Genomic DNA, 21,268 nt, shown 5'->3' with positions numbered 1-21,268 from the left:
CTTAAAGCATGGCATGAAACCGCGACACGACGGACAATGCGCGCTCGACCCCAACGAGGCCGGCATGAGTTTCACGGCGATTCCCGGCTTCGGCGAATTCTGTTCGATCCTCAGCGCGTTGGCCTGGGCGGTCGGCGTGATGCTCTATCGACAGCTCGGCGCCAACCTGCCGCCGCTGCAGCTGAACTTCCTGAAGAATTCGCTCGTCATGCTGATGCTGTTGCCGGCGATCCCGCTGGCGCATGGCTGGGCCTATGCCGACTTCAGCGGCCTGCAGATCGCGACCGCGATGGCCAGCGGCGCCATCGGCATCGGACTGGCCGACACGCTGTATTTCCGCGCCCTGAACGAGCTCGGCGCGGGCCGGATGGGCGTGCTGGGCAATTTCTACAGCCCGATGGTCATCGTGCTGAGTTTCTTCTTCCTCGGCGAAAGCCTGACGCCGATGCAGGTCGGCGGCTTCGTCCTCGTCAGCGCAGGCGTCTGGCTGGCCGCCTGGCCCCGCAGCGGCGAACCACGACCGGCGCATGCGATGCGCGGCCTGATGTATGCGCTGCTCGCCGTGGGATTGATGGCCGGCGCCATCGTCCTGGTCAAACGCGTGCTTGAGGCCCAGCCCCTGATGTGGGTGACCGGCTGGCGCATGCTGGGCGCCTTGCTCATGATGGTCGCCATCGCCCTGCTGCGTCGCGAGACGGCCTTGCTGAAGCCCTCGCCAGGGCTGCCCTGGGGCAAATTGGCGCTGGCGGCCTTCGCGGGCCAGTTCATCGCGATGGTGCTCTGGCTGGCCGGTTACAAGTTCACGACCGCCTCCGTGGCCGCGATCCTCAACGAGACCGCCTCCGTCTTCATCCTGCTGCTCGCCTGGGCCTGGCTGAAGGAACCCCTGAGCCGGCGGGCCGTGGCGGGGGTGGGGCTGACCCTGAGCGGGGTTTGCTGCATGCTCTGGCTTCCATGAGCAACGCCCCCGCCATGCAGCCGAGCCAGCGCGACCCGGACATCCTCCGGGCCACGGGCGATTGGACACTGGTGCATGCGGAGCGAATGTTGAAGCTGATCGAGTCGGCGCCGTCGCGCGCCAAGGACATCGACGGCCGCGATATCGCCCGGCTCGATTCCACCGGCGCAATGCTGCTCTCGCGATACGCCACCGGTGTCGGGCTGGGCCTGGCGACGGTCGAGGTCAAGCCCATCCACCAGAAGCTGGTCGAATCGGTGCGGCTGATCTGCGAGACGCCCGCGCACGAGCACAAGAAGGATTTCGGCTTCCGCCGCATGCTCGAACGCCTCGGCTTCTCGATGGAGGACTACGCGAAGGAGATCCTGGCGCTGATCGGTTTCGGCGGCCTGACGCTGAAGACCCTGTTCGCGACCATCCTGCGCCCGACGCGCATCCGCTGGACGCCGACGATCCATCACATGGAATCGGTCGGCCTCGATGCCGTGCCATTGGTGCTGCTGCTGAGCTTCATGGTCGGCGCGGTCGTCGCCTTCCTCGGCTCTACCGTGCTGCGCGAATTCGGCGCCGAGGTCTTCGTCGTCGAACTGGTCGGCATCGCCTTCCTGCGCGAATTCGCCGTGCTGCTGACGGCCATCCTGCTCGCCGGCCGCACCGCCAGCGCCTTCACCGCGCAGATCGGCGCGATGCAGAGCGGCGAGGAAATCGACGCGATCCGCACGCTCGGCCTGGATCCGATCGAGCTGCTGGTGCTGCCGCGCGTGATCGCGCTGGTGATGATGCTGCCGCTGCTGACCTTCCTGGCCATGATGGCCGGCCTCGCCGGCGGCATGGCGGTCGCTGCGGGCTCGCTGGATATTTCCCCCGAAATGTTCGTCAGTCGCCTTTCCGAGACGCTGAGCATCAAGCATTTCTGGGTCGGCCTGTCGAAAGCGCCGTTCTTCGCCATCATCATCGGCCTGATCGGCTGCCTGGAAGGTTTCCAGGTGCAGGGCACGGCCGAATCGGTGGGCGAGCGCACGACATCGAGCGTCGTGCAGACCATTTCGCTGGTGATCCTGATCGACGCGCTGGCTGCGCTGTTCTTCATGGAGATGGACTGGTGAGCGCGCAGCTGGCGGAGGGCATCGTCGAAGACCTGACGCCGGCCATCCGCGTGCGCGGCCTGACCAACACCTTCGGCGAACAGGTCGTGCACGAGAACCTGGACCTGGACGTGCGCCGCGGCGAGATCGTCGGCGTCGTCGGCGGTTCCGGTACCGGCAAGTCGGTGCTGATGCGCGCGATCCTGGCGCTACGACGGCCGCAGGCCGGCAGCATCGAAGTGCTCGGTGTGAATGCGCTATCCGAGGATCGCAAGGCGCGCCTCGCGGTCGAGCGCAATACCGGCGTGCTCTACCAGAATGGTGCGCTGTTCTCCTCGCTGACGGTGGCCGAGAACGTCGAAGTCCCGTTGAAGGAACACTATCCGGAGCTGCCGCTGGACCTGGTCGAAGATCTGGCCCTGCTGAAGATCCGTCTCGCCGGCCTGCCCGACAACGCCGCGACCAAGTATCCCTCGCAGCTCTCCGGCGGCATGCGCAAGCGCGCCGGCATCGCACGCGCGCTCGCCCTGGACCCGGCCCTGCTCTTCCTCGACGAGCCCACGGCCGGCCTCGATCCGATCGGCGCGGCCGCTTTCGACGAGTTGATCCGTACATTGCAACAGGCGCTGGGTCTGACCGTGTTCCTGATCACGCACGATCTCGACACGCTCTACACCATCTGCGATCGCGTCGCCGTGCTGGCCGACCGTCGCGTGCTGGTCAACGCACCGCTCAGCGAGGTCGAGAAATACGACCACCCCTGGGTGCAGGAATATTTCCACGGGCCACGCGGCCGCGCCGCGCAAGTGGCACAGGAGAAGAGGTAATGGAAACGCGCGCCAACCATGTCCTGATCGGCCTGTTCACGCTGATCGTCGCCTTCGCCCTGGTGCTGTTCGCGCTATGGGCGGCGAAGTACTCCAGCGACAAGAGCTTCAACGAGTTCGACGTCGTCTTCAAGGAATCGGTCACCGGCCTGTCCACCGGCGGCATCGTCCAGTACAACGGCATCAGCGTCGGCGACGTGCGCAAGCTGTGGCTCGACCCGAAGGATCCGAACCGCGTGATCGTGCGCATCCGCGTCGGCGCCCAGACGCCGATCAAGACCGATACCAAGGCCAAGCTCGCTTTCATCGGTCTGACCGGCGTGGCGCAGATCCAGCTCAGCGGCGGCACCGCCAAGAGCCAGCCGCTGGAACCGACCGGCGACCAGCGGGTGGCCGTCATCTATGCCGAAGAATCGGCGTTCAACAAGCTGTTCAGTTCGGCCGAGGACATCACCGCCACCGCCGCCGAGATGCTGCTACGACTGAACCGCATGCTGAGCGAGGAGAACGTCGCGCGCATCACCGCCACGCTCGACCATCTCGAAACCATCACCGGCACCGTCGCCACGCAGAAGAAGGACATCGCCGACATCCTGGAGAACGCGCGCGTCGCCACCGAACGCCTGGACCGCACGCTGGCCTCGGCCGAAGGCGCGATGGGCAAGGTGGACGCAACGATGGTGTCGGTGCAGCGCGACCTGCCCGAGGTGCTGGCCAAGCTCGATCGCACGCTGACGCAGTTCGAAGCTCTGGGCCAGAACGCCAACGGCATGCTGACCGACAACAAGGACGGCATCAACAGCCTGGGCAACGACGGCCTGACGCAGGTCGGCCCCGCCTTGGCCGAGCTGCGCGTGCTGATCCGGCAACTCAACCAGCTCAGCGCGCGCCTGGAGAACAATCCCGCCGGCTTCATCCTCGGCCGCGGCAAACCGAAGGAGTTCAAGCCATGAGCGCCCGTCGCTTCCCGCGCAGCGCCTCGTCCGCACGACGAGCCGATATCGGAACCCGAATGAAACGCACTTTTTCCGCGGTGGCATTGGGACTGGCGGCGGCGTTGATGCTGCCGGGTTGCTCCATGGTCGGCGGCTCGAAGAACGTCACCCTGTATTCGCCGCAGTTGAAGATCGACGCGCAGGCGAGCTGGCCGACGGTGAACTGGCCGCTGGTCGTCGCCCGCCCGTTGAGCAGCGATTCGCTCGACTCCATGCAGATCGCCGTCCGCCCGCAATCCGACACCTTGCAGGTCTACCAGGGCGCGGTGTGGTCCGATGCCGTGCCCGATCTCGTGCAGTCCGAACTCGTTCGCGCATTCGAGGACTCCGGCAAGATCGTCGCGGTCGGCCGCCAGTCCACCGGCGTGCGTGGCGATTTCGTGTTGATGACCGACATTCGGCAGTTCGAATCGGTCTATCGCGAAGAGGGCAAGCCGCCGACCGTCGTGGTTTCGATCCAGGCCAAGCTGCTCGCGCATCCGAACACGCGCGTACTGGCGATGCGCCGTTTCGACGTCGAAGTGCCGGCGGCCAGCGAGGAAATCCCGTCGGTGGTCGCCGCGTTCAATGCGGCGCTGACGCAGGTCAATGGCGACATCATCGGCTGGACCCTGGCGACCGGCCAGGCGAATGTGTCTGCGGCGAAGCCGAAGTCGTAGTCATCGCGGCCCGTTCCGGCGACGAATCCGGCGGAACGTCAGATTAATGCGTTCGCCGACGGCGAGCGCGGTTTTCGGCAATGCATGGCGATAGTTCTCCTGCGTATCGCCTTGCATCAGCAGCAGGCTTCCGGGCGGCAGTTCCAGTTTCAGCACGTCGCCCGTGCCGTCGCGACGACGCAGGCAAAAACGCCGCGTCGCACCGAGACTTAGCGAAGCGATGACCGGTCTGTCGCCCAGCTCCGGTTCGTCGTCGCTGTGCCAGCCCATGCCGTCGCGCCCGTCGCGATAGAGGTTGGCCAGTACGCTGTTGAAATCGAGCGCGAGACTGTCCCGAAGCTCTTCGCGCAAGCGCGACGAGGCCGGCGTCCAGTCTCGCGGCTCGAAATCACTGCCCGAGTACCGGTAGCCCGTGCCCTCGTCGCCGATCCAGCAACTCAGGCGTGGGGACGCCACTTCGCGCCCGAACAGGCGGATGCGATGGTTTTCCCATGGGATTTCGCCCCGCAACGCCGCGAAGCTCGCTTTCGCCTCGGCCGGCGAGAGGTAATGCGGATCGAAACGCAGGCTGGCGCCGGGCAATCCGATGGTTTCGAGCATGGCGTCCAGTGTGGGCGATTTGCCCCGACCCCGGCAAACCCGGAAAATCGGCCCCAGCCAATCGGAGCCGGGCGATGAGCGAACGCGATGTCATGGAATACGACGTGGTCACGGTGGGTGCGGGCCCGGCCGGCCTCGCCTTCGCGATCCGGCTGAAGCAGCTCAAGCCCGAGCTCAGTGTCTGCGTCATCGAGAAAGCCTCGACCATCGGCGCGCACATCCTGTCCGGCGCCGTGATCGAGCCGCAGCCGCTGGACGAGCTGCTGCCGGAATGGCGCAAGAATCCGCCGCCGGTCTGCGTGCCGGCCGGCAAGGACGAATTCTGGTTCCTGTCGAAAAGCGGCGGCTGGAGGTTCCCGATCGTGCCGCCGCAGATGAACAACCACGGCAACTTCATCGTCTCGCTCGGCGCGATGTGCGCCTGGCTGGCGCCGCAGGCCGAAGCCCTGGGCGTCGAGATCTACCCGGGCTTCGCCGCCGCCGAACCGCTGTACGACGAGAACGAAGCCGTCTGCGGCGTGCGCATCGGCGACATGGGCGTGGCGAAGGACGGTTCGCACAAGCCCGGTTACACGCAGGGCATCGACATCCGCGCGAAGATCACCGTGCTCGGCGAAGGCGCGCGCGGACACCTGAGCAAGCAGCTGATCCGCAAGTACGACCTCGATCGCGACTGCGATCCGCAGAGTTATTCGATCGGCATCAAGGAGCTCTGGCAGGTGCCGGCCGGCCGCTGCGAACCCGGCAAGATCGTGCACAGCATGGGCTGGCCCGCCGACCCGAAAACCTATGGCGGCAGTTTCCTGTATCACCTCGACGGCGATCGAATCGCGCTCGGTTACGTATCCGGCCTCGACTACCGCGACCCGAACTACCAGCCTTACGAAGCTTTCCAGCAATGGAAGAACCATCCGAGCGTGAAATCATTGCTCGAAGGCGGCAGCATCCTGTCGGCCGGCGCGCGCGCGATCGTCACGGGCGGCTGGCAGTCGCTGCCGAAATTGGAAATGCCCGGCGCGATCTTGATCGGCGACGCCGGTGGCATGCTCAACGTGCCCAAGATCAAGGGCACGCACCAGGCGATGCGCTCGGGCATGCTGGCGGCCGAACATATCGCCGCGCAGGGCAAGCCGGAAGGTTGGGATGCGAAGCTGCGCGATTCGGCGGTGATGCGCGAGCTGCGCAAGGTGCGCAACTTCAAGCCGGGTTTCAAGAAGGGCCAGTGGTTCGGCCTGGTCAATTCCGGCTGGGAAACGATCACCGCCGGCCTGTCGCCGTGGACGATGAAGGTCTCGGCCGACTACACGATGCTGGAAAAACTCGCCGTCGCCGAGAAACCCAAGCGCGACTACGTCGAGCGCACGCTGGCGCCGCGCGATCGACTCGCCGGCGTGTATTTCGCTGCGACCGAACACGACGAAGACCAGCCCGTGCACCTGCACGTGGCCGATACCGACATCTGCATCACCACCTGCGCGACCGAATACGGCAACCCCTGCACGCGCTTCTGCCCGGCCGGCGTCTACGAGATCGTCAAGGACGAGTCTGGCCCGCGCCTGCAGATCAATGCGGCGAACTGCGTGCATTGCAAGACCTGCGACATCAAGGACCCGTACCAGATCATCAACTGGGTCACGCCGGAAGGCGGCGCCGGGCCGAACTACCAGAATCTGTGAAGAACCCGGTCTTGCTCCCGGTCGTGCTCCGCATGCTGGCCTGCGCGAGCGCGGCCATGCTCGCCGCGTGCGCACGAGCCCCCACCTTGAAGGTATCGGACGGCGCTCCCCCTATCGACATCTTTGATGTCGAGTCCACGACGATCCTGACTGCAGAGCAGATTGCCAACATCGAGATTCCCTGTTGCGACGCGCCAACAGTGCTCGACTCGACGAGTCAGCGGGGCAACCGCGATTGGCGGTACCTGCGCTCAGAACTCGCCAAGTCCGAAAAAAGAATGGACCTGCCGGTGCTCGCACAGCAATGCCGTCGAGGCAGCCCCGACACCTATGCCTTTGTGCATGCGCGCGGCCTGGCATGGACCAGCGACGAAGACGCCATCGTTCTGCGCGAAGCCACGCCAATGTCGCCAGCCACATTGCAGCGCATTGAGCGGCGCTGGGATGGCAAAGCACCGGGAGCGGTCAACCTCCGTCGGGAAGCCATGCTGGATGCGGCCGATTGGCCGCCGATTGCGGCACGACTGGAACAACTTAAGGTCCGTCTTTTTCCAGCCGAGATCGATGGCGTCGGCTGGATCCACAGTCCCGACTGGTACTTCGAGTCCTGCCTGGACGGCGAGTTCCGGATGACCGTGCTGTCGGGCGGACACATGGGCATGGACGCGTCGCGCATGCGCCACAAGAGCGAGTTCTTCCTCGCCGCCGCCTTACTCATCGACGCCGCCGAACAACACGGGCTGCGCGCGCAGCCCGAGGCCGAGTAGGTATCCGAACGGCAGTTGTCCGCGCTGGCGGAACCTCGCCGAGCCCTTACTTCGCCACCGGCGCGGGCGTGAAGATCACCTTCGGCAATTCCACGCCCGCCTGGTCCGAGACCTCGGTGACGCCGGGGACGGAAGCGGTGTCCTTGGCGTCATCGCCCGGCGCATCCTTTCCGCCGCGACCGCGGCCGCCACCGCCACCGCCGAACTGGTAGGGCAGGTTTGCGCGCGTGCGCACCGCCACGCCGCCGACCTTGTCGGGTTCGAAACGGCTATGGCGCAACGAGCCCTCGATGGCCGAGACATAACGCGCTTCGTCGAAAGCCGAGCCGTTCGTCATGTCCACCTTCTCGGTCTTCATGCCGTCGACCTCGGGCGTGCCGTCCTCACGCAGCGGCACGCTCACGACGATGGTCGCGCGGCTGCGCAGGCCCTTGTTCTCCGGCAAACGGATGCGCCCCATCTCGACCACGTGCGGCCCGTTGCTGGCGTGTACCAGGCGGATACCGAACTGCCCGTCGGGCTTGGGCTCCATCCTCAGCTTCAGGAACAAGGTCGTTTCGCTAGGTGCGGCGGCACCGTCTTTCTTCGCTGGCGTGAAAGGAAGTTTCTGCGCCAGGCCGACGGCGATGTTGTTGAGCGCCTCCACGCCGTCGGGGTCGGGCAAGGCCTTCGCCGATTGCACTTTCCCGGCGGCATCGACCTGCACGCGCACGGCGATGGTCTTCTCGCGCGCAGCCTCGGAGGCCATAGCCGCCGCAGGCAGGCACAAGGCGAACGCCAATACGACACAGCGAGCGAACGAATACATGGCAGGCCCTCCCCGGCACGGTGCTACCCGCATGCTAACGCCGCCCTGCCTTTCCGGCCTAGGCCGAAAGGCAGGGGTGCCCGGCCGCGCGATGGACGGTAGGGAAACAGGGACGAATCCGCGCCCACCGGTCGTGCATGCGGGATTCACGTCGCGGCGAGTCGGCCGGATAGAATGGCGGCATTGCACGGAGCCCCCCAATGAGCCTGACCCCTGAACTGCGCGAACGCATCGAACATGTCCTGAACTCGAACCGCGTGGTGCTCTTCATGAAGGGCTCGCCGCAGGGGCCAAGCTGCGGATTCTCGGCCAAGGCCGCCGGCATCCTGAACACGCTCGCCCCCGGTTACGCGCACGTCGACGTGCTGGCCGATCCCGAGATTCGCGAAGGCATCAAGGCCTACGGGCAATGGCCGACGATTCCGCAGCTCTATGTCGGCGGCGAACTGATCGGCGGCAGCGACATCATCGAACAGATGCTCAACAGCGGCGAGCTGCACGAAGCGCTGGGCCTGCCGGCGCCGGACCGCACGCCGCCGCAACTTTCGATCACGCCCCGCGCCGCCGAAATGATCCGCAACGCGATGGCGAACGCCGAGGCCGGCATCGGCCTGCATCTGTCGGTCGACCCGCGTTTCCAGTCGCGTTTCGAACTCAAGCCGGTCGGCGGCCAGGAGATCGTCGCCGAGTCCGAAGGCATCCGCGTGCATTTCGACCTGGCCAGCGCCCCGCGCGCCAACGGCATCCGCATCGACTGGGTCGAGGACGCACGCGGTGCGGGCCTGGCCATCGACAACCCTAACGCGCCACCATCGGTGAAATCGATGACGGTGCAGGACCTGCACGATCGCATAATCGCTGGCGCCATCGATGTGATCGACTGCCGGCCCGCGCACGCGCGCGCCCTCGCGCCGTTCCCGCACCCGCACGATGTGCTGGACGAAGACAGCCATGAACGCCTGGCGGCCCTGCCGAAGGATCTGCCGCTGGCTTTCCTCTGCCACCACGGCAACTCCAGCCGGCAAGCGGCCGAACATTTCCGCCAACTCGGCTTTCACGACATCTACAACGTCGAGGGCGGGATCGACGCCTGGTCGACCCAGATCGACCCTTCCGTTCCCCGGTATTGAACCCGCCTCACGGGGCGTGACTAAGGGCACCGGCTACGTTTAGAGTAAATGCGCTATCTTGAAATCCGGAGGCGCGGGCAGCGCCCGGATCGGCCCAACCACCGAAGGGGGTAGGCATGAGGCGTTCGATCATCATCGCGGGCTGCATGGTCCTGGCGGCTTGCGGAGGCGGCGGCGACGCCGCTCCGGCCGGTCCGAACGGCGTTGCGGCGGCGGCCTGCGAGGCGTTCGCGAAGACGCGGATGGAAGGCAAGGCTTACGAACTGGACCTGGCGACGCTGGGCGGCAGCATGAAGCCGGAAGCGGACCTGCAGGTGTTGAGCGGACCGATCGTGATCCAGCCCGGCACCGACGGCGAAGTGAAACAGACGCTGGAGTGCAAGGTGCGCATGGGCGCCGACGGCAAGACCGCCGACGTCATCAGCATGACGTTCCTGTAGAAGCGGTGAGTGGTTCGTGATTGGTAGTTTGTGGTGGGAGTGACCGACCGTCCAAACACCATCAACCACTCACCTAATCGCTACTCGTCGAAGCGCAGGTGCTTGACCGATTTGCCGTGCCGGCGGATCAGCTTCAGCGCTTCGATGCCGACGTTGATATGCGCTTCGACGAAATTGTCGGTGACCTTGCGGTCCGAGGCTTCCGTCTTCACGCCCTCGGGCACCATCGGCTGGTCCGATACCAGCAACAACGCCCCGGACGGAATGCTGTTGGCGAAACCCGCGGCGAACACCGTCGCCGTCTCCATGTCGATGCCCATGCAACGCGTCTTGCGCAGATAGGCCTTGAACTCCTCGTCGTGTTCCCAGACGCGGCGGTTGGTCGTATACACCGTGCCGGTCCAGTAATCGTGGCCGAGGTCGCGCGCCATCGTCGATACCGCGCGCTGCAGGGCGAAGGCCGGCAATGCCGGCACTTCCGGCAGCAGATAATCGTTCGACGTGCCCTCGCCGCGGATGGCGGCGATCGGCAGGATCAGATCGCCCAGCGCGTTCTTGCGCTTGAGTCCGCCGCACTTGCCCAGGAAGAGCACGGCCTTCGGCGGCAGCGCGCTGAGCAGGTCCATCACCGTGGCGGCGTTGGCGCTGCCCATGCCGAAATTGATCATCGTGATGCCGTCGATCGTCGCACTCGGCATCGGTCGGTCGCGGCCGGTGACCTCGGCCCCAGTGAGCCGGGCGAAGGTATCCAGGTAGCCGCCGAAGTTGGTCAGCAGGATGTGTTCGCCGAATTTCTCCAGGGGCACGCCGGTGTAGCGCGGCAACCAGTTGCTGACGATCTCGTTCTTGTCCTTCATTCCATCCTCCGCCGTTTCGCCATTTTGCCACGCGGCCGCCCGACCATGACCTAAGGCATGCTTGGCAAGGCCCGAGGGCAGGGCTAGGGTTGCCCTGTTCACCGGGGAAAGCCATGACCAGACTCCTGTTTGCCGCCTTGCTGGCGGCGATTCCGCTGACTGCGCCTGCCGCGCCGTCCGATCCCTACCCCAGCACCTATGCGCCGGTACCTTCGCCGCCCGTGCTGATCCGCAACGCCACCGTGCTCACCGGCAGCGGCGAACGGCTCGACAACGCCGACGTGCTGATGCAGGACGGCAAGATCGCCGCTGTCGGCGCCGGACTCACCGCACCCGCCAACGCCCAGGTGATCGACGGTACCGGCCGCTGGGTCACGCCCGGCATCATCGACGTGCATTCGCACCTCGGCGTCTATCCCAGCCCCGGCGTGAATGCGCACAACGACGGCAACGAGATGACCAGCCCGACCACGCCGGAAGTCTGGGCCGAACACTCCATCACGCCGCAGGACCCGGGCTTCGGCACCGCACTGGCCGGCGGCGTCACGACGATGCAGCTGCTGCCCGGCTCGGCGAACCTGATCGGCGGCCGCGGCGTGACCGTGCGGAACGTCTATGCGAATACCTATCAGGGGATGAAATTCCCGGGCGCGCCCTGGGGCGTGAAGATGGCCTGCGGCGAGAATCCGAAACGCGTCTACGGCGGCAAGGGGTCGGCGCCGTCCACGCGCATGGGCAATGTCGCCGGCTATCGCGCCGACTTCATCGCCGCGCAGGACTACATGCGCGCCTGGGACAAGTACAACGCCGGCGACAAGAAAGGCGATCCGCCGTCGCGCGACCTCGCCAAGGAAACGCTGATGGGCGTGCTCAAGGGCGAGATCCTCGTGCACATCCACTGCTATCGCGCCGACGAGATGGCGATCATGCTCGACCTCGCCAAGGAATTCGGTTTCCGCATCTCTGCCTTCCACCATGGCGTCGAGGCCTACAAGATCGCCGACCGCCTCGCCGCCGAAGGCGTTTGCGGCGCGCTCTGGGCCGACTGGTGGGGCTTCAAGATGGAATCGCTGGACGGCATCCAGGAAAACATCGCCCTGGTCGATCGCCCCGAGAAGGGCTGCGCGATCGTGCATTCGGATTCTTCCGAAGGCATCCAGCGCCTGAACCAGGAAGCGGCGAAAGTGATGGGCAATGCGCGGCGCGTGAACATCGATATTCCGCCCGAACGCGCCATCCGCTGGCTGACGCAGAATCCGGCGCGCGCGCTCGGCATCGGCGACCGCACCGGCACGCTGGCGCCGGGCAAGATGGCCGACGTCGTGCTGTGGAACGGCACGCCCTTCAGCGTTTACGCCAAAGCCGAGAAGGTCTTCATGGACGGCGCGCTGATGTACGACCGCGGCGACAAGTCGCGGCAACCGGTATCCGATTTCATGCTGGGACAGGAGGCCGCGCCATGAGCCGCTTTGATTTTCTTGCGAGGTTTTTTGGTGGGCTGAAGCCCACCCTACGACCCGCGGCGCTGTGCGTCGCCATGGCCGCGGCCCTGCCGGCGTTCGCGCAGGACCTACTGATCAAGCACGCCACCGTGCATACCGCTGGCGCCCGCGGCACCTTGAAGGACACCGACGTGCTGATCCAGGGCGGCGTCATCCGCGCGGTCGGCACCGGCATACTGATCACGCCGAACATCCCGGTGTACGACGCGAAGGGCCGCGCATTGACGCCCGGCCTGTTCGGCGGCGTCGGCGGACATCGGCCTGGAAGAAGTATCGGGCGAAGAAAGCACGGTCGACAGTGCCCAGTCCTTCGGCGGTGGCGGACAGCCGCCGCAGATGCGGCCCGAATTCGATGTCAGCCTGGCCTTCAATCCCGATTCGATGCTGTTGCCGGTCGCACGCATGGGCGGCGTCACCTGGAGCGTGCTCTCGGCCAACAGCACCGGCGGCGGCAGCCTCGTCGCCGGCCAGGGCGGCAGCATCCGTCTCGATGGGAAGACCGATAGCATCTTCGGCGCGCGCCTGCTCTTCGTCAGCCTCGGCAGCGGTGCGCAATCGCTCAGCGGCAAGTCGCGCGCGGCGCAGTTCATGTTGCTCGAACAGGCCATCCGCGAGGCGCGCGGATTGGCGCCGTACGGCACGCCGAATGCGCTGCTGACGCCGACGGGGCGCGAGACGCTGGCGAAATATCTCGTCGGCGGGCGCGTGCTGTTCTCGGTCGATCGCGCGGCGGATATCCGCCAGATGCTCGCTTTCTCGCGCAAGCACGGCCTGCGCCCGATCGTGGTCGGCGGCGCCGAAGCCTGGCGCGTGGCGCCGCAACTCGCCGCCGCGAAAGTACCGGTGATCCTCAATACGCTGCAGAACCTGCCCGGCAGTTTCGACCAGATCGGATCCCGCCTGGACAACGCCGCCCTGCTGCACAAGGCCGGCGTATCGGTGATCGTCAGCGACTTCGATTTCGCCTCGCACAACGCACGCAAGGTCCGGCAGGACGCCGGCGTCGCCGTCGCCAATGGCCTGCCGTGGGAGTCGGGCCTGGCCGCGATCACCAGCGTGCCGGCCGCCGCGTTCGGCGTCGGTGACCAGATCGGTCGCATCGAACCCGGGCTGATCGCCGACCTCGTCTTGTGGAATGGCGATCCGCTCGAACTGACCACGACCGCCGACCAGGTCTGGATGCGCGGCAAGGCGATGCCGATGCGTTCGCGCCAGACCGAACTGCGTGATCGCTATCTGCAGGCGCCGAGCGCCCTGCCCCGCGCCTACCAGCACTGAAACGAAACCACGGGGCCCGCGATGCGGGCCTCTTTCTCTCCGGGAACACCCGCATGAAGATTCGCTCGCTCACCCTCGCCATCGGCGTCTGCCTCGCCACCCTGTCCACCGCCGCGGAAAAGAAGGACCCGCCGAAGTGGGACGTCAACGCCGCGCACGGCCCGGTGAAGACCATCCAGTTCAGCACCGATGAAGGCACCTGGATGGATCTCGACGTCAGCCCGGACGGCGGCACGATCGTCTTCTCGATGCTCGGCGACATCTACACCCTGCCGATCGGCGGCGGCGACGCGACGCGCATCAGCAATGGTGCGGCCTGGGACGTGCAGCCGCGTTTCTCGCCCGATGGTCGGCAGATCGCCTACACCTCCGATCGCGGTGGCGGCAACAACCTCTGGCGCATGAGTCGCGACGGCAGCGGCGCCGCGCAGGTGACGAAGGAGAACTTCCGCCTGCTCAACAATCCGGTGTGGACGCCGGACGGCCAGTACCTGATCGGCCGCAAGCACTTCACATCGGAGCGTTCGCTCGGCGCCGGCGAGTTGTGGATGTACTCGGTCAACGGCGGCGCCACCGGCGGCCTGCAGCTGACCAAGCGCAAGAACGACCAGATGGATCTCGGCGAACCGGCCGTCAGCCCCGATGGGCGCTACGTCTACTACTCGGAAGACGTCAGCGGCGGCAGCACCTTCGAATACAACAAGAACGTGCACGGCGTGATCTACGCGATCAAGCGCCTCGACCGCGAAACCGGCGAAACCCGAACGATGGTGAACACCGCCGGCGGCGCCATTCGTCCTCAGCCTTCGCCGGACGGAAAATCGCTGGCCTTCGTCAAGCGCGTGCGCGACAAGACCGTGCTGCACCTGCTCGACCTGAAAACCGGCGAAGTGCGTCCGGTCTGGAACGGCCTCTCGCACGACCAGCAGGAAGTCTGGGCGATCTTCGGCCCCTACGCGAACTACGGTTGGACGCCGGATTCGAAATCGGTGGTGATCTGGGCGCAGGGCAAGCTCTGGCGCGTGGACATGGCCAGCGGCACGCCCGCGCAGATCCCGTTCCGCGCCCAGGTGTCGCAGACCGTCGCCGCGCCGCTGCGTTTCTCGCGCAGCCTGGATGGCGATCGCTTCGACGCGAAGATGATCCGCGATGCCGCGACCAGCCCCGATGGCAAGACGCTGGTCTTCCACGCATTGGGCCAATTGTGGAAGAAAGCCCTACCTGGCGGCGCACCGACGCGCCTGACGACGGAAACGGCGCATTTCGAGTACCAGCCGAGCTTCAGCGCCGACGGCCGCAAACTGCTGTACACCACCTGGTCCGACAGCGATCTCGCTTCCATCCGCGAGCTCGACCTCGCCAGCGGCCAGGTACGCACGCTGAGCCGCGAACCAGGCTTCTACTACGGCCCGCGCTACTCGAACGACGGCCGCCGCATCGTCTTCGCGCGCACCGGCGGCGGTTCCTTGACCGGCAGCCTGTGGAGCACCGAGCGCGGCGTGTTCGTGATGAATGCCGACGGCAGCGATCCGCGCAAGATTGCCGACGGTGGTTCCGACCCGCAGTTCGATCCGAAGGGCGAACGCGTGTTCTTCCTCGCCGGCGGCGGCCTCGAGAAGACCTTGAAATCGATCGGCATCTTCGGCGAGAAGCCGCGCGACGTGCTCAAGCTCAAGTACCCCGATTTCGTCAGCATCAGCCCCGACGGCAGCAAGGTCGCCTTCACCGAACTGTTCAACGTCTACGTGGCGCCGCTGCCGGCGACCGGCGGCGCGATCGAACTGGCCAACGACAGCACGGCCGTGCCGATCACCAAGCTCGGCGTCGGCAACTACATCCATTGGTCGGGCGATTCGCGCTCGCTGCATTGGCTCGTCGGCGACAAGTACCACTCGCGCACGCTCGGCGGCGGCGCCGAAACGACCGCCGATGTCGACCTCAGCGTCGCCAGCGACGCACCGGCCGATACCTTCGCCTTCACCGGTGCGCGCCTGGTCACGATGCGCGACGCCGACAAGACGCAGGAAGTGATCGAAAACGGGGTGCTGGTGGTTCGCGGCGACAAGATCGTCGCGCTCGGCCGCGCCGGCGAAGTCGCCATCCCGGCCGGCGCGCGAAGCATCGATGCCAGCGGCAAGACCATCTACCCGGGCATCGTCGACGTGCACGGCCATGGCGCGCATTTCAGCGGCGGCGTGGTGCCGCAGCAGAACTGGGCCTACTACGCCAATCTCGCTTTCGGCGTCACGACCCTGCACGATCCGTCGGCGAGCACCGAAACGGTGTTCTCGCAGTCGGAACTGCAGAAAGCCGGTCGGCTGGTCGGCCCGCGCGTGTTCTCGACGGGCAGCATCCTGTACGGCGCCGATGGCGACTTCAAGGTCACCATCAACTCCATCGACGATGCGCGCGCGCACCTGCAGCGCCTGAAAGCCTCCGGCGCTTTCAGCGTCAAGAGCTACAACCAGCCGCGGCGCGAGCAGCACCAGATGATCAACCAGGCCGCGCGCGAGCTCGGCATGCTGGTGGTCGAAGAGGGCGGCTCGACCCTGAACCACAACCTGCCGATGATCGTCGACGGCGTGACCGGCGTGGAGCACAACATCCCGGTGGCGCCGCTTTACCGCGACGTCGTCGAACTCTGGCGCCAGACCGACGTGCGCAACACGCCGACGTTGATCGTCAACTACGGCGGCATCAACGGCGAATACTGGTGGTACGCGCGCAACGACGTCTTCGATGACGCCAAGCTCAAGCGCTTCTTCCCGGCGGAGACGCTGGGCGCGCGCTCGATCCGTCGCGAGATCGGCCCGGACTGGGATTACTACCATTTCGAAGTGGCCAAGCAAGCCAAGCGCCTGCGCGACGCCGGCGTCGGCATTCAGGTCGGCGGCCACGGCCAGTTGCAGGGCATGGGCACGCTCTGGGAAATGTGGATGCTGACCCAGGGCGGCATGAGCAACTGGGAGGCGCTGCGTGCGGCCACCATCGACGGCGCCGACTACATCGGTTTCTCCCGCGAGCTCGGTTCGCTCGAAATCGGCAAGCGCGCCGACCTCGTGATCGTCAACGGCAATCCGCTGGAGAACATCCGCGCCACCGCCGACACGGCCTATGTGATGGTCAACGGCCGCTTGTTCGAAACCGCGAACATGAGCGAAATCGGCGGCCTGCAACGCGGCGAACCAAAATTCTTCTGGCAGAAGCACGAAGGCGGCACCAGCATCGGCCAAGAGTTCGGGCCAGCGGTGGAGCACGACTGACTGAAGCACTGCGGAAGCTCTACGAAAAGGGGACGGAGGTAATTAAGCTCATTTAATTGCCTCCGTCCCCTTTTCATCTCGATTTCAGAAGTAGACGCACTTTGGGAGGCGAGCCGGATATCGGTCGCTCTGCAGGCGAACCAAACGCCGTATCGCATTGAGATGGGCGGCGTGCTTCGGGTCCACGGCTTGGCATTGCCCGATCCGTATCGAAACGCTCCTCTCCCCCGCTTCGAAGTAGTAGCTCTCCTCCGGGAGAGCGACATCAATCACGCTGCAGTTCGGCACGGGCGAAACATGGGCATCCCAAAGTGCCCCCGCTTCCACCAGGCCTTCGATCGCGTCGAAGGTTTCCTGGTCCATCGCGATCTGCATGGGCGCATAGCTGTTCCCGCACTGCTGGGGCGTATACAGGGTGGTTCCGGAATCGTAGGTTCCGGCGCCGTCGTACACCTTGAATTTGAAACCGTTGGCTGACTCGAACGGAGCCCGCGGCTGCGCTGTGCTGACACACGCCGATAAAAGAATCACGAACACGGTGATGGCGGCAGATCGGGCCATTTCAGCGGTCAAAGAACGGTTTCTGGGGGCGCTTGGATCAGGATATCTCTTCCCGTCGGCAGCATGTGGGTTGGGCTCAAGCCCGCCTCATGAAAGGCAACAATCCGTGGCGGGTTGAGCCCACCTTACGTCGTCCGCTTTGTCTTGGCGGACGCCGAACGGACGATTGTCGACCCGTGGCCGCTGCCCCCAAAAGCTATTGGGTTACGGGCGATGGCTTCTCCGATCAGGTTGACGATTGCTGGACGCGCGAGCGCGTTCGCATCTTCCAGGTCGACCGAACGCACCAGTCTGCCCGACCCTTTCAACAGTTTCTGGGGGTCCGGCAATTCCTTGCCGCGGTTGAAAAAGAGCTTCACGCCTTCTGCGTCCCCGCGAATCCCCAGCACACCCTCATAACCGTGATCGTTCGGCGAATAGCTGATGACGAACCAGCTGCGGTACTCATAGACGATCTCGCAGGCGCCGGGCAGTCGTTTCCGTAGCTTCTGTCGTACGGCTCCCGTGAGCTCCACATGCGCTGGCGCGAACTTGGCGATCAGGGCTTGCGCCTGCGCTTCCAGCGTGGGTTGTTCCGTCGCCGTCTTTTCGTTCTTGCTGGAATTGCTCACGGTCTGAGGCCTCGTCAGGCGACATGCGCCAGGTCGGCGTTCCCGAAGCCCCTGACGGCCGCCCTGCCGAGCCCGACGAAGAGCACGAGCACGAACAACTGGCTGAGTGCGAACGCAGGCGCCTGCGGATTGGGAGCGAGCGCCGCCAGGACTGGAATCTTCTGCAGCAGCTGCGCCATCAGCACGAAAACGTTCAAGTAGAGCGCAAGTACCGAGAGAACCACGAAGACCCGGCGCCAGGAACCGGCAAGGCCTTTCCCGTACAGGGCAAAGACCGCGATGGGCAGGACGATCAAGGACAAGGTGGCCACGATATGCGATGGCAGCAACGTGACGAACGGAAAACCGAAGCCCGTGACGTTCGTCAGGATGGTCGTTGCGAGGAAGCAGGCCACCCAACGCCTGAAATGCACGCCGGCCATGAAGCCGCCCACGACCACCAGGCCGGCCACAATACCGACCACGCTCAGCAAGACATGGATCAGGGTATACAGCGGAAGATTGTCGGACATCGAAACGCCTCCATCGAGCGGGGTGGGCCTGCCATGATGCTGGCGCTCGACCTATGCGATCGCCAAGATCGACAGTGCCAGAAAAAGGGGTTGGAGAACATTCACATCTGAAACGAGTTCGTTCTCTGACCCTTTTCCCGTACCTATCAACCCACTGGTCTGACACGACCAAGCCCGCAGGCATAGAATCACCGCACCGGCCCGACATGGAGGTCTTTATGCCCACCCGCTATTTCTACAGCCTGCCCCATCCCGAGAAACTGCGCGCCGAGTCGCGTCCCTTCGGTTTCGCCAGCGATGGCGCCGACGGCATGGCCGCCGAACTCGAGCAGGCGCTGCGCACGCGCGGATTGTTCGAGCGCTGGCAGCAGGCGCAGGAAGAACCCGACGAAGTCGATGCCTCGCTCGCCGCCACCGATCCGCAGGCCAGCGTGAAGGGAAGACAGTCCGACCTGCGCATCGAACTCATCGTGGTCACGTCCCTGTCCGGTTCCGTGCTCAAGCACCGGCTGAACCTGCTGGCCGGCCCGCACTGGCAGCTGCACGACGTCTCGGCGGCCTGATGCCCTTCCTCGGCCTCGGGTTGCATGTCCTGATCGCGATCTATTTCGCGACGCACGTCGTGCGCACCGGCCAGGACAAGTACTGGCTGTGGATCCTGTTCGCCTTTCCCCTGCTCGGCAGCGTCGTCTATGCGCTGGCGATCTGGTTGCCGGATGCACGGCATTCGCGCCAGGGGCGTCAGGTCGTGCGCGGCGTCAAGCAGTTGATCGACCCGACGCGCGAATTGCGCGAAGCGCAGGAACAACTCGATATCGCCGCCACCGCCGACAACCACCTGCGACTGGCCGATGCGCTAATGGGCGCGGGACGCGCATCGGAAGCCGTCGTGCAGTACCAGGCAGTGCTGCGCGGCGTACACGCCGGCGATGGCGCCATTACCGTGCGCTACGCCACCGCCCTGCTCGAAGCGGGCAAGGCCAACGAAGCGCGCGAAACGCTGGACCGCCTGATCCGCGAACAACCGGATTTCAAATCGCCCGAAGGGCATCTGGTCTATGCGCGCGCCATCGCCGCACTCGGCGACCGCGCCAAGGCCAGCGCCGAATTCGACGTGCTGGTCGGTTATTTCGCCGGGCTGGAGGCGCGTGCGCGCTACGCCGGCCTGTTGATCGACTGGGGCGAACGGCAGCGCGCGACCGCGTTGATCGAGGAAGGCCTGAAACTCGCTGGCCGCATGCCGCGTTACGCCCGCGAGATCAACAAGCCCTGGCTGGCCGAACTGCAACGCCTGCGCGATCGTCCGGCCTGAGAGCGGGTGTCATTCGTCCAATCGCCGCGCCGGAAAACGCGCTAGGCTGGGCCCCTCGTTCATAGGGGAGATCGCCATGCCTGTCGTCAACGTCTGGGCCGTCCTGCTCGCCGCCGTCTCGGCCTTCATGCTCGGCGGCATCTGGTACGGACCGCTGTTCAAGAATGCCTGGTGCCGCGAAGCCGGCGTCGACCCGAATGGATCGCACGGGCATCCGGCCAAGATCTTCGGCGGCGCGTTCGTGCTGAGCCTGATCGCGGCCTATGTCTTCGCGGTATTCCTGGGGCCGGCGCCCGGCCTGCACTTTGCGGTCGGCGCGGGATTCTCGGCCGGCCTGTGCTGGGTGGCCGCCAGCTTCGGCATCAACTACCTGTTCGCCGGGCGCAGCCTGAAGCTGTTCCTGATCGACGGCGGTTACCACACGCTGCAGTTCACGCTGTACGGGCTCGTCCTCGGCCTCTGGCACTGAGACGCGGCCACGCGGCGACTATGTTGTAATCGGTCCGTCACGCCACGCCGGGGGTGCGATGTTCGAAGCCGGTCCCGATTTCGTCGCGCGCCTGCTCGTGCATGCGCACGACTCGCCGCTGGGCCGCTGGAGCCTGGCCCTGCTGCAGCCGCCAGCCGAACTCGCCGACGCGGTCGAGTTCTGCTGGCATGTCGAAGGTAGCGATGCGGGCGAAGTAACGCGCATCCTGCCGCGCGGCAACAGCCATCTGATGTTCAACCTCGGCGCCGACCAGCGCGTGCTCGACCTGCACGGCGTTCGCGATCCGCAGGTGTACCGGCACGCCTGGTTTTCCGGGCAACAGCAACGTTTCCTCGACATCGACAGCACGGGGCCCAGTTGTCTGATCGGCGTGCGCCTGCGCACGCTCGGCGCCTGGCGCGTGCTCGGCCTGCCGCAGCAGGCGTTGAGCGATCAGGTGCTCGACCTCGATGCCGTGCTCGGCGACAGCGTGCTGGCCTTGCGCCAACGCCTGCTGTCGGCGGCGACGCCGGAAGCGCGCCTGGCGCTGTTCGAACACTGGCTGCTCGAGCGCGTGCGCCGTCAGCCGCCGGCGCACTACGCCGTGCGCTGGGCCGAGCGACGCCTGCGCGAAACCGGCGGCGGCATCGAGATCGCCGAACTCGCCGGCGAGCTGGGCTACAGCCGCAAACACCTCGTCTCACTGTTCCAGCGCGAGGTCGGGCTGTCGCCGAAAGCCCTGGCACGCGTGCTGCGTTTTTCCCAGGCCTTGGGTCGGCTGCGCGAATGCGAGGCGCCGCGTTGGGACGAACTGGCGCTCGAATGCGGCTACTACGACCAATCGCACCTGAGCCGCGAGTTCCAGGCCTTCGCCGGCCATGCGCCCGCCGGCTTCCTGCGCCAGACCGCGCTCGACGACGAGAGCATCCAGCAGGACCGGTCCGCGCCGGCTCGCTGA

Annotated in this window: 21 protein-coding genes and 1 pseudogene; 16 read left to right on the top strand and 6 right to left on the bottom strand. The window is 65.7% G+C overall.

Going from position 1 to position 21,268, the window contains the following annotated elements; all coding sequences use genetic code 11:
* Positions 1-13 precede the first annotated feature (13 nt).
* From QM707_RS15480 to QM707_RS15460, 5 genes are read left to right on the top strand one after another with little or no spacing between them, the layout of a single operon-like run.
* The gene (locus tag QM707_RS15480) at positions 14-958 is read left to right on the top strand and encodes a DMT family transporter (protein ID WP_415002775.1); all 945 of its coding nucleotides are present in this window, start codon (positions 14-16) and stop codon (positions 956-958) included.
* On the top strand, positions 955-2,064 hold the full coding sequence (locus QM707_RS15475) for an MlaE family ABC transporter permease (protein ID WP_415002774.1): 1,110 nt from the start codon (positions 955-957) through the stop codon (positions 2,062-2,064). Before QM707_RS15480 ends, QM707_RS15475 begins: the two co-directional genes overlap by 4 nt.
* On the top strand, positions 2,061-2,870 hold the full coding sequence (locus QM707_RS15470) for an ABC transporter ATP-binding protein (RefSeq protein ID WP_415002773.1): 810 nt from the start codon (positions 2,061-2,063) through the stop codon (positions 2,868-2,870). The genes QM707_RS15475 and QM707_RS15470 overlap by 4 nt, the downstream gene beginning before the upstream one ends.
* Positions 2,870-3,823: an MlaD family protein gene (locus QM707_RS15465; protein WP_415002772.1), complete on the top strand. Its 954-nt coding sequence runs from the start codon at positions 2,870-2,872 to the stop codon at positions 3,821-3,823. Before QM707_RS15470 ends, QM707_RS15465 begins: the two co-directional genes overlap by 1 nt.
* Complete coding sequence (locus tag QM707_RS15460; RefSeq protein ID WP_415002771.1) at positions 3,820-4,524, top strand: ABC-type transport auxiliary lipoprotein family protein; 705 nt, start codon at positions 3,820-3,822, stop codon at positions 4,522-4,524. Before QM707_RS15465 ends, QM707_RS15460 begins: the two co-directional genes overlap by 4 nt.
* Here the strand turns inward: QM707_RS15460 and QM707_RS15455 are convergent, their stop codons facing one another.
* Positions 4,525-5,124, bottom strand: coding sequence for an alpha-ketoglutarate-dependent dioxygenase AlkB family protein (locus QM707_RS15455; RefSeq protein WP_415002770.1), 600 nt, complete (start codon positions 5,122-5,124; stop codon positions 4,525-4,527).
* A 74-nt stretch (positions 5,125-5,198) separates the two neighbouring features.
* On the opposite strand from QM707_RS15455, the gene QM707_RS15450 reads away from it, so the two are divergent.
* A complete protein-coding gene (locus tag QM707_RS15450) occupies positions 5,199-6,800 on the top strand; it encodes a 4Fe-4S dicluster domain-containing protein (protein ID WP_415002769.1) in 1,602 nt (533 codons plus the stop codon).
* Positions 6,797-7,567, top strand: coding sequence for a hypothetical protein (locus tag QM707_RS15445; protein ID WP_415002768.1), 771 nt, complete (start codon positions 6,797-6,799; stop codon positions 7,565-7,567). The genes QM707_RS15450 and QM707_RS15445 overlap by 4 nt, the downstream gene beginning before the upstream one ends.
* 46 nt (positions 7,568-7,613) lie before the next feature.
* Here the strand turns inward: QM707_RS15445 and QM707_RS15440 are convergent, their stop codons facing one another.
* Entirely contained in the window at positions 7,614-8,375 is a 762-nt protein-coding gene (locus tag QM707_RS15440; RefSeq protein WP_415002767.1) for a TonB family protein, read from the bottom strand.
* A 200-nt stretch (positions 8,376-8,575) separates the two neighbouring features.
* Here QM707_RS15440 and grxD point away from each other — a divergent pair, with 200 nt between their 5' ends.
* Together grxD and QM707_RS15430 are read left to right on the top strand one after the other, a co-directional pair.
* Positions 8,576-9,505, top strand: a complete 930-nt coding sequence (grxD, locus tag QM707_RS15435) for a Grx4 family monothiol glutaredoxin (RefSeq protein ID WP_415002766.1) — start codon at positions 8,576-8,578, stop codon at positions 9,503-9,505.
* A gap of 116 nt (positions 9,506-9,621) precedes the next feature.
* A complete protein-coding gene (locus QM707_RS15430) occupies positions 9,622-9,945 on the top strand; it encodes a hypothetical protein (protein ID WP_415002765.1) in 324 nt (107 codons plus the stop codon).
* Positions 9,946-10,025: 80 nt separating this feature from the next.
* Here the strand turns inward: QM707_RS15430 and QM707_RS15425 are convergent, their stop codons facing one another.
* On the bottom strand, positions 10,026-10,802 hold the full coding sequence (locus tag QM707_RS15425) for an AMP nucleosidase (RefSeq protein WP_415002764.1): 777 nt from the start codon (positions 10,800-10,802) through the stop codon (positions 10,026-10,028).
* Positions 10,803-10,915: 113 nt separating this feature from the next.
* Between QM707_RS15425 and QM707_RS15420 the strand changes: the two genes are divergently transcribed.
* From QM707_RS15420 to QM707_RS15410, 3 genes and pseudogenes are all read left to right on the top strand, one after another.
* Entirely contained in the window at positions 10,916-12,265 is a 1,350-nt protein-coding gene (locus QM707_RS15420; protein WP_415002763.1) for an amidohydrolase, read from the top strand.
* Positions 12,262-13,582 (top strand): annotated as a pseudogene (locus tag QM707_RS15415) (amidohydrolase family protein). The gene QM707_RS15420 and the pseudogene QM707_RS15415 overlap by 4 nt, the downstream one beginning before the upstream one ends.
* A 53-nt stretch (positions 13,583-13,635) precedes the next feature.
* Positions 13,636-16,845 carry an amidohydrolase family protein gene (locus tag QM707_RS15410; protein ID WP_415002762.1) on the top strand — a complete coding sequence of 1,070 codons (3,210 nt, stop codon included), beginning with the start codon at positions 13,636-13,638 and terminating at the stop codon, positions 16,843-16,845.
* Positions 16,846-16,929: 84 nt separating this feature from the next.
* Here the strand turns inward: QM707_RS15410 and QM707_RS15405 are convergent, their stop codons facing one another.
* The 3 genes from QM707_RS15405 to QM707_RS15395 form a co-directional block, all read right to left on the bottom strand.
* Positions 16,930-17,418, bottom strand: coding sequence for a hypothetical protein (locus tag QM707_RS15405; RefSeq protein ID WP_415002761.1), 489 nt, complete (start codon positions 17,416-17,418; stop codon positions 16,930-16,932).
* A gap of 113 nt (positions 17,419-17,531) precedes the next feature.
* On the bottom strand, positions 17,532-18,017 hold the full coding sequence (locus tag QM707_RS15400; RefSeq protein ID WP_415002760.1) for a hypothetical protein: 486 nt from the start codon (positions 18,015-18,017) through the stop codon (positions 17,532-17,534).
* Between the two features lie 14 nt (positions 18,018-18,031).
* Positions 18,032-18,529, bottom strand: a complete 498-nt coding sequence (locus tag QM707_RS15395) for a hypothetical protein (protein ID WP_415002759.1) — start codon at positions 18,527-18,529, stop codon at positions 18,032-18,034.
* Between the two features lie 218 nt (positions 18,530-18,747).
* On the opposite strand from QM707_RS15395, the gene QM707_RS15390 reads away from it, so the two are divergent.
* The 4 genes from QM707_RS15390 to QM707_RS15375 all read left to right on the top strand — a co-directional run bounded on the left by QM707_RS15390 (position 18,748) and on the right by QM707_RS15375 (position 21,268).
* A complete protein-coding gene (locus QM707_RS15390; RefSeq protein ID WP_415002758.1) occupies positions 18,748-19,092 on the top strand; it encodes a hypothetical protein in 345 nt (114 codons plus the stop codon).
* A complete protein-coding gene (locus QM707_RS15385; RefSeq protein ID WP_415002757.1) occupies positions 19,092-19,841 on the top strand; it encodes a tetratricopeptide repeat protein in 750 nt (249 codons plus the stop codon). The genes QM707_RS15390 and QM707_RS15385 overlap by 1 nt, the downstream gene beginning before the upstream one ends.
* Positions 19,842-19,917: 76 nt before the next feature.
* Positions 19,918-20,310 carry a DUF1761 domain-containing protein gene (locus QM707_RS15380; protein WP_415002756.1) on the top strand — a complete coding sequence of 131 codons (393 nt, stop codon included), beginning with the start codon at positions 19,918-19,920 and terminating at the stop codon, positions 20,308-20,310.
* A 58-nt stretch (positions 20,311-20,368) separates the two neighbouring features.
* Positions 20,369-21,268, top strand: a complete 900-nt coding sequence (locus tag QM707_RS15375; protein WP_415002755.1) for an AraC family transcriptional regulator — start codon at positions 20,369-20,371, stop codon at positions 21,266-21,268.

The sequence above is a fragment of the Arenimonas sp. genome, from assembly GCF_047602345.1.
GTDB lineage: Bacteria > Pseudomonadota > Gammaproteobacteria > Xanthomonadales > Xanthomonadaceae > Arenimonas.
Note: the sequence above shows the minus strand (reverse complement) of the source record. Positions and strands in the feature narration are given on the sequence as shown.

Coding starts and splice junctions, on each gene's coding strand:
- QM707_RS15480 (WP_415002775.1), top strand. CDS start 14: ATGAAACCGCGACACGACGGACAATGCGCGCTCGACCCCAACGAGGCC.
- QM707_RS15475 (WP_415002774.1), top strand. CDS start 955: ATGAGCAACGCCCCCGCCATGCAGCCGAGCCAGCGCGACCCGGACATC.
- QM707_RS15465 (WP_415002772.1), top strand. CDS start 2,870: ATGGAAACGCGCGCCAACCATGTCCTGATCGGCCTGTTCACGCTGATC.
- QM707_RS15460 (WP_415002771.1), top strand. CDS start 3,820: ATGAGCGCCCGTCGCTTCCCGCGCAGCGCCTCGTCCGCACGACGAGCC.
- QM707_RS15455 (WP_415002770.1), bottom strand. CDS start 5,124: ATGCTCGAAACCATCGGATTGCCCGGCGCCAGCCTGCGTTTCGATCCG.
- QM707_RS15450 (WP_415002769.1), top strand. CDS start 5,199: ATGAGCGAACGCGATGTCATGGAATACGACGTGGTCACGGTGGGTGCG.
- QM707_RS15440 (WP_415002767.1), bottom strand. CDS start 8,375: ATGTATTCGTTCGCTCGCTGTGTCGTATTGGCGTTCGCCTTGTGCCTG.
- grxD (WP_415002766.1), top strand. CDS start 8,576: ATGAGCCTGACCCCTGAACTGCGCGAACGCATCGAACATGTCCTGAAC.
- QM707_RS15430 (WP_415002765.1), top strand. CDS start 9,622: ATGAGGCGTTCGATCATCATCGCGGGCTGCATGGTCCTGGCGGCTTGC.
- QM707_RS15425 (WP_415002764.1), bottom strand. CDS start 10,802: ATGAAGGACAAGAACGAGATCGTCAGCAACTGGTTGCCGCGCTACACC.
- QM707_RS15420 (WP_415002763.1), top strand. CDS start 10,916: ATGACCAGACTCCTGTTTGCCGCCTTGCTGGCGGCGATTCCGCTGACT.
- QM707_RS15410 (WP_415002762.1), top strand. CDS start 13,636: ATGAAGATTCGCTCGCTCACCCTCGCCATCGGCGTCTGCCTCGCCACC.
- QM707_RS15395 (WP_415002759.1), bottom strand. CDS start 18,529: ATGTCCGACAATCTTCCGCTGTATACCCTGATCCATGTCTTGCTGAGC.
- QM707_RS15390 (WP_415002758.1), top strand. CDS start 18,748: ATGCCCACCCGCTATTTCTACAGCCTGCCCCATCCCGAGAAACTGCGC.
- QM707_RS15385 (WP_415002757.1), top strand. CDS start 19,092: ATGCCCTTCCTCGGCCTCGGGTTGCATGTCCTGATCGCGATCTATTTC.
- QM707_RS15380 (WP_415002756.1), top strand. CDS start 19,918: ATGCCTGTCGTCAACGTCTGGGCCGTCCTGCTCGCCGCCGTCTCGGCC.
- QM707_RS15375 (WP_415002755.1), top strand. CDS start 20,369: ATGTTCGAAGCCGGTCCCGATTTCGTCGCGCGCCTGCTCGTGCATGCG.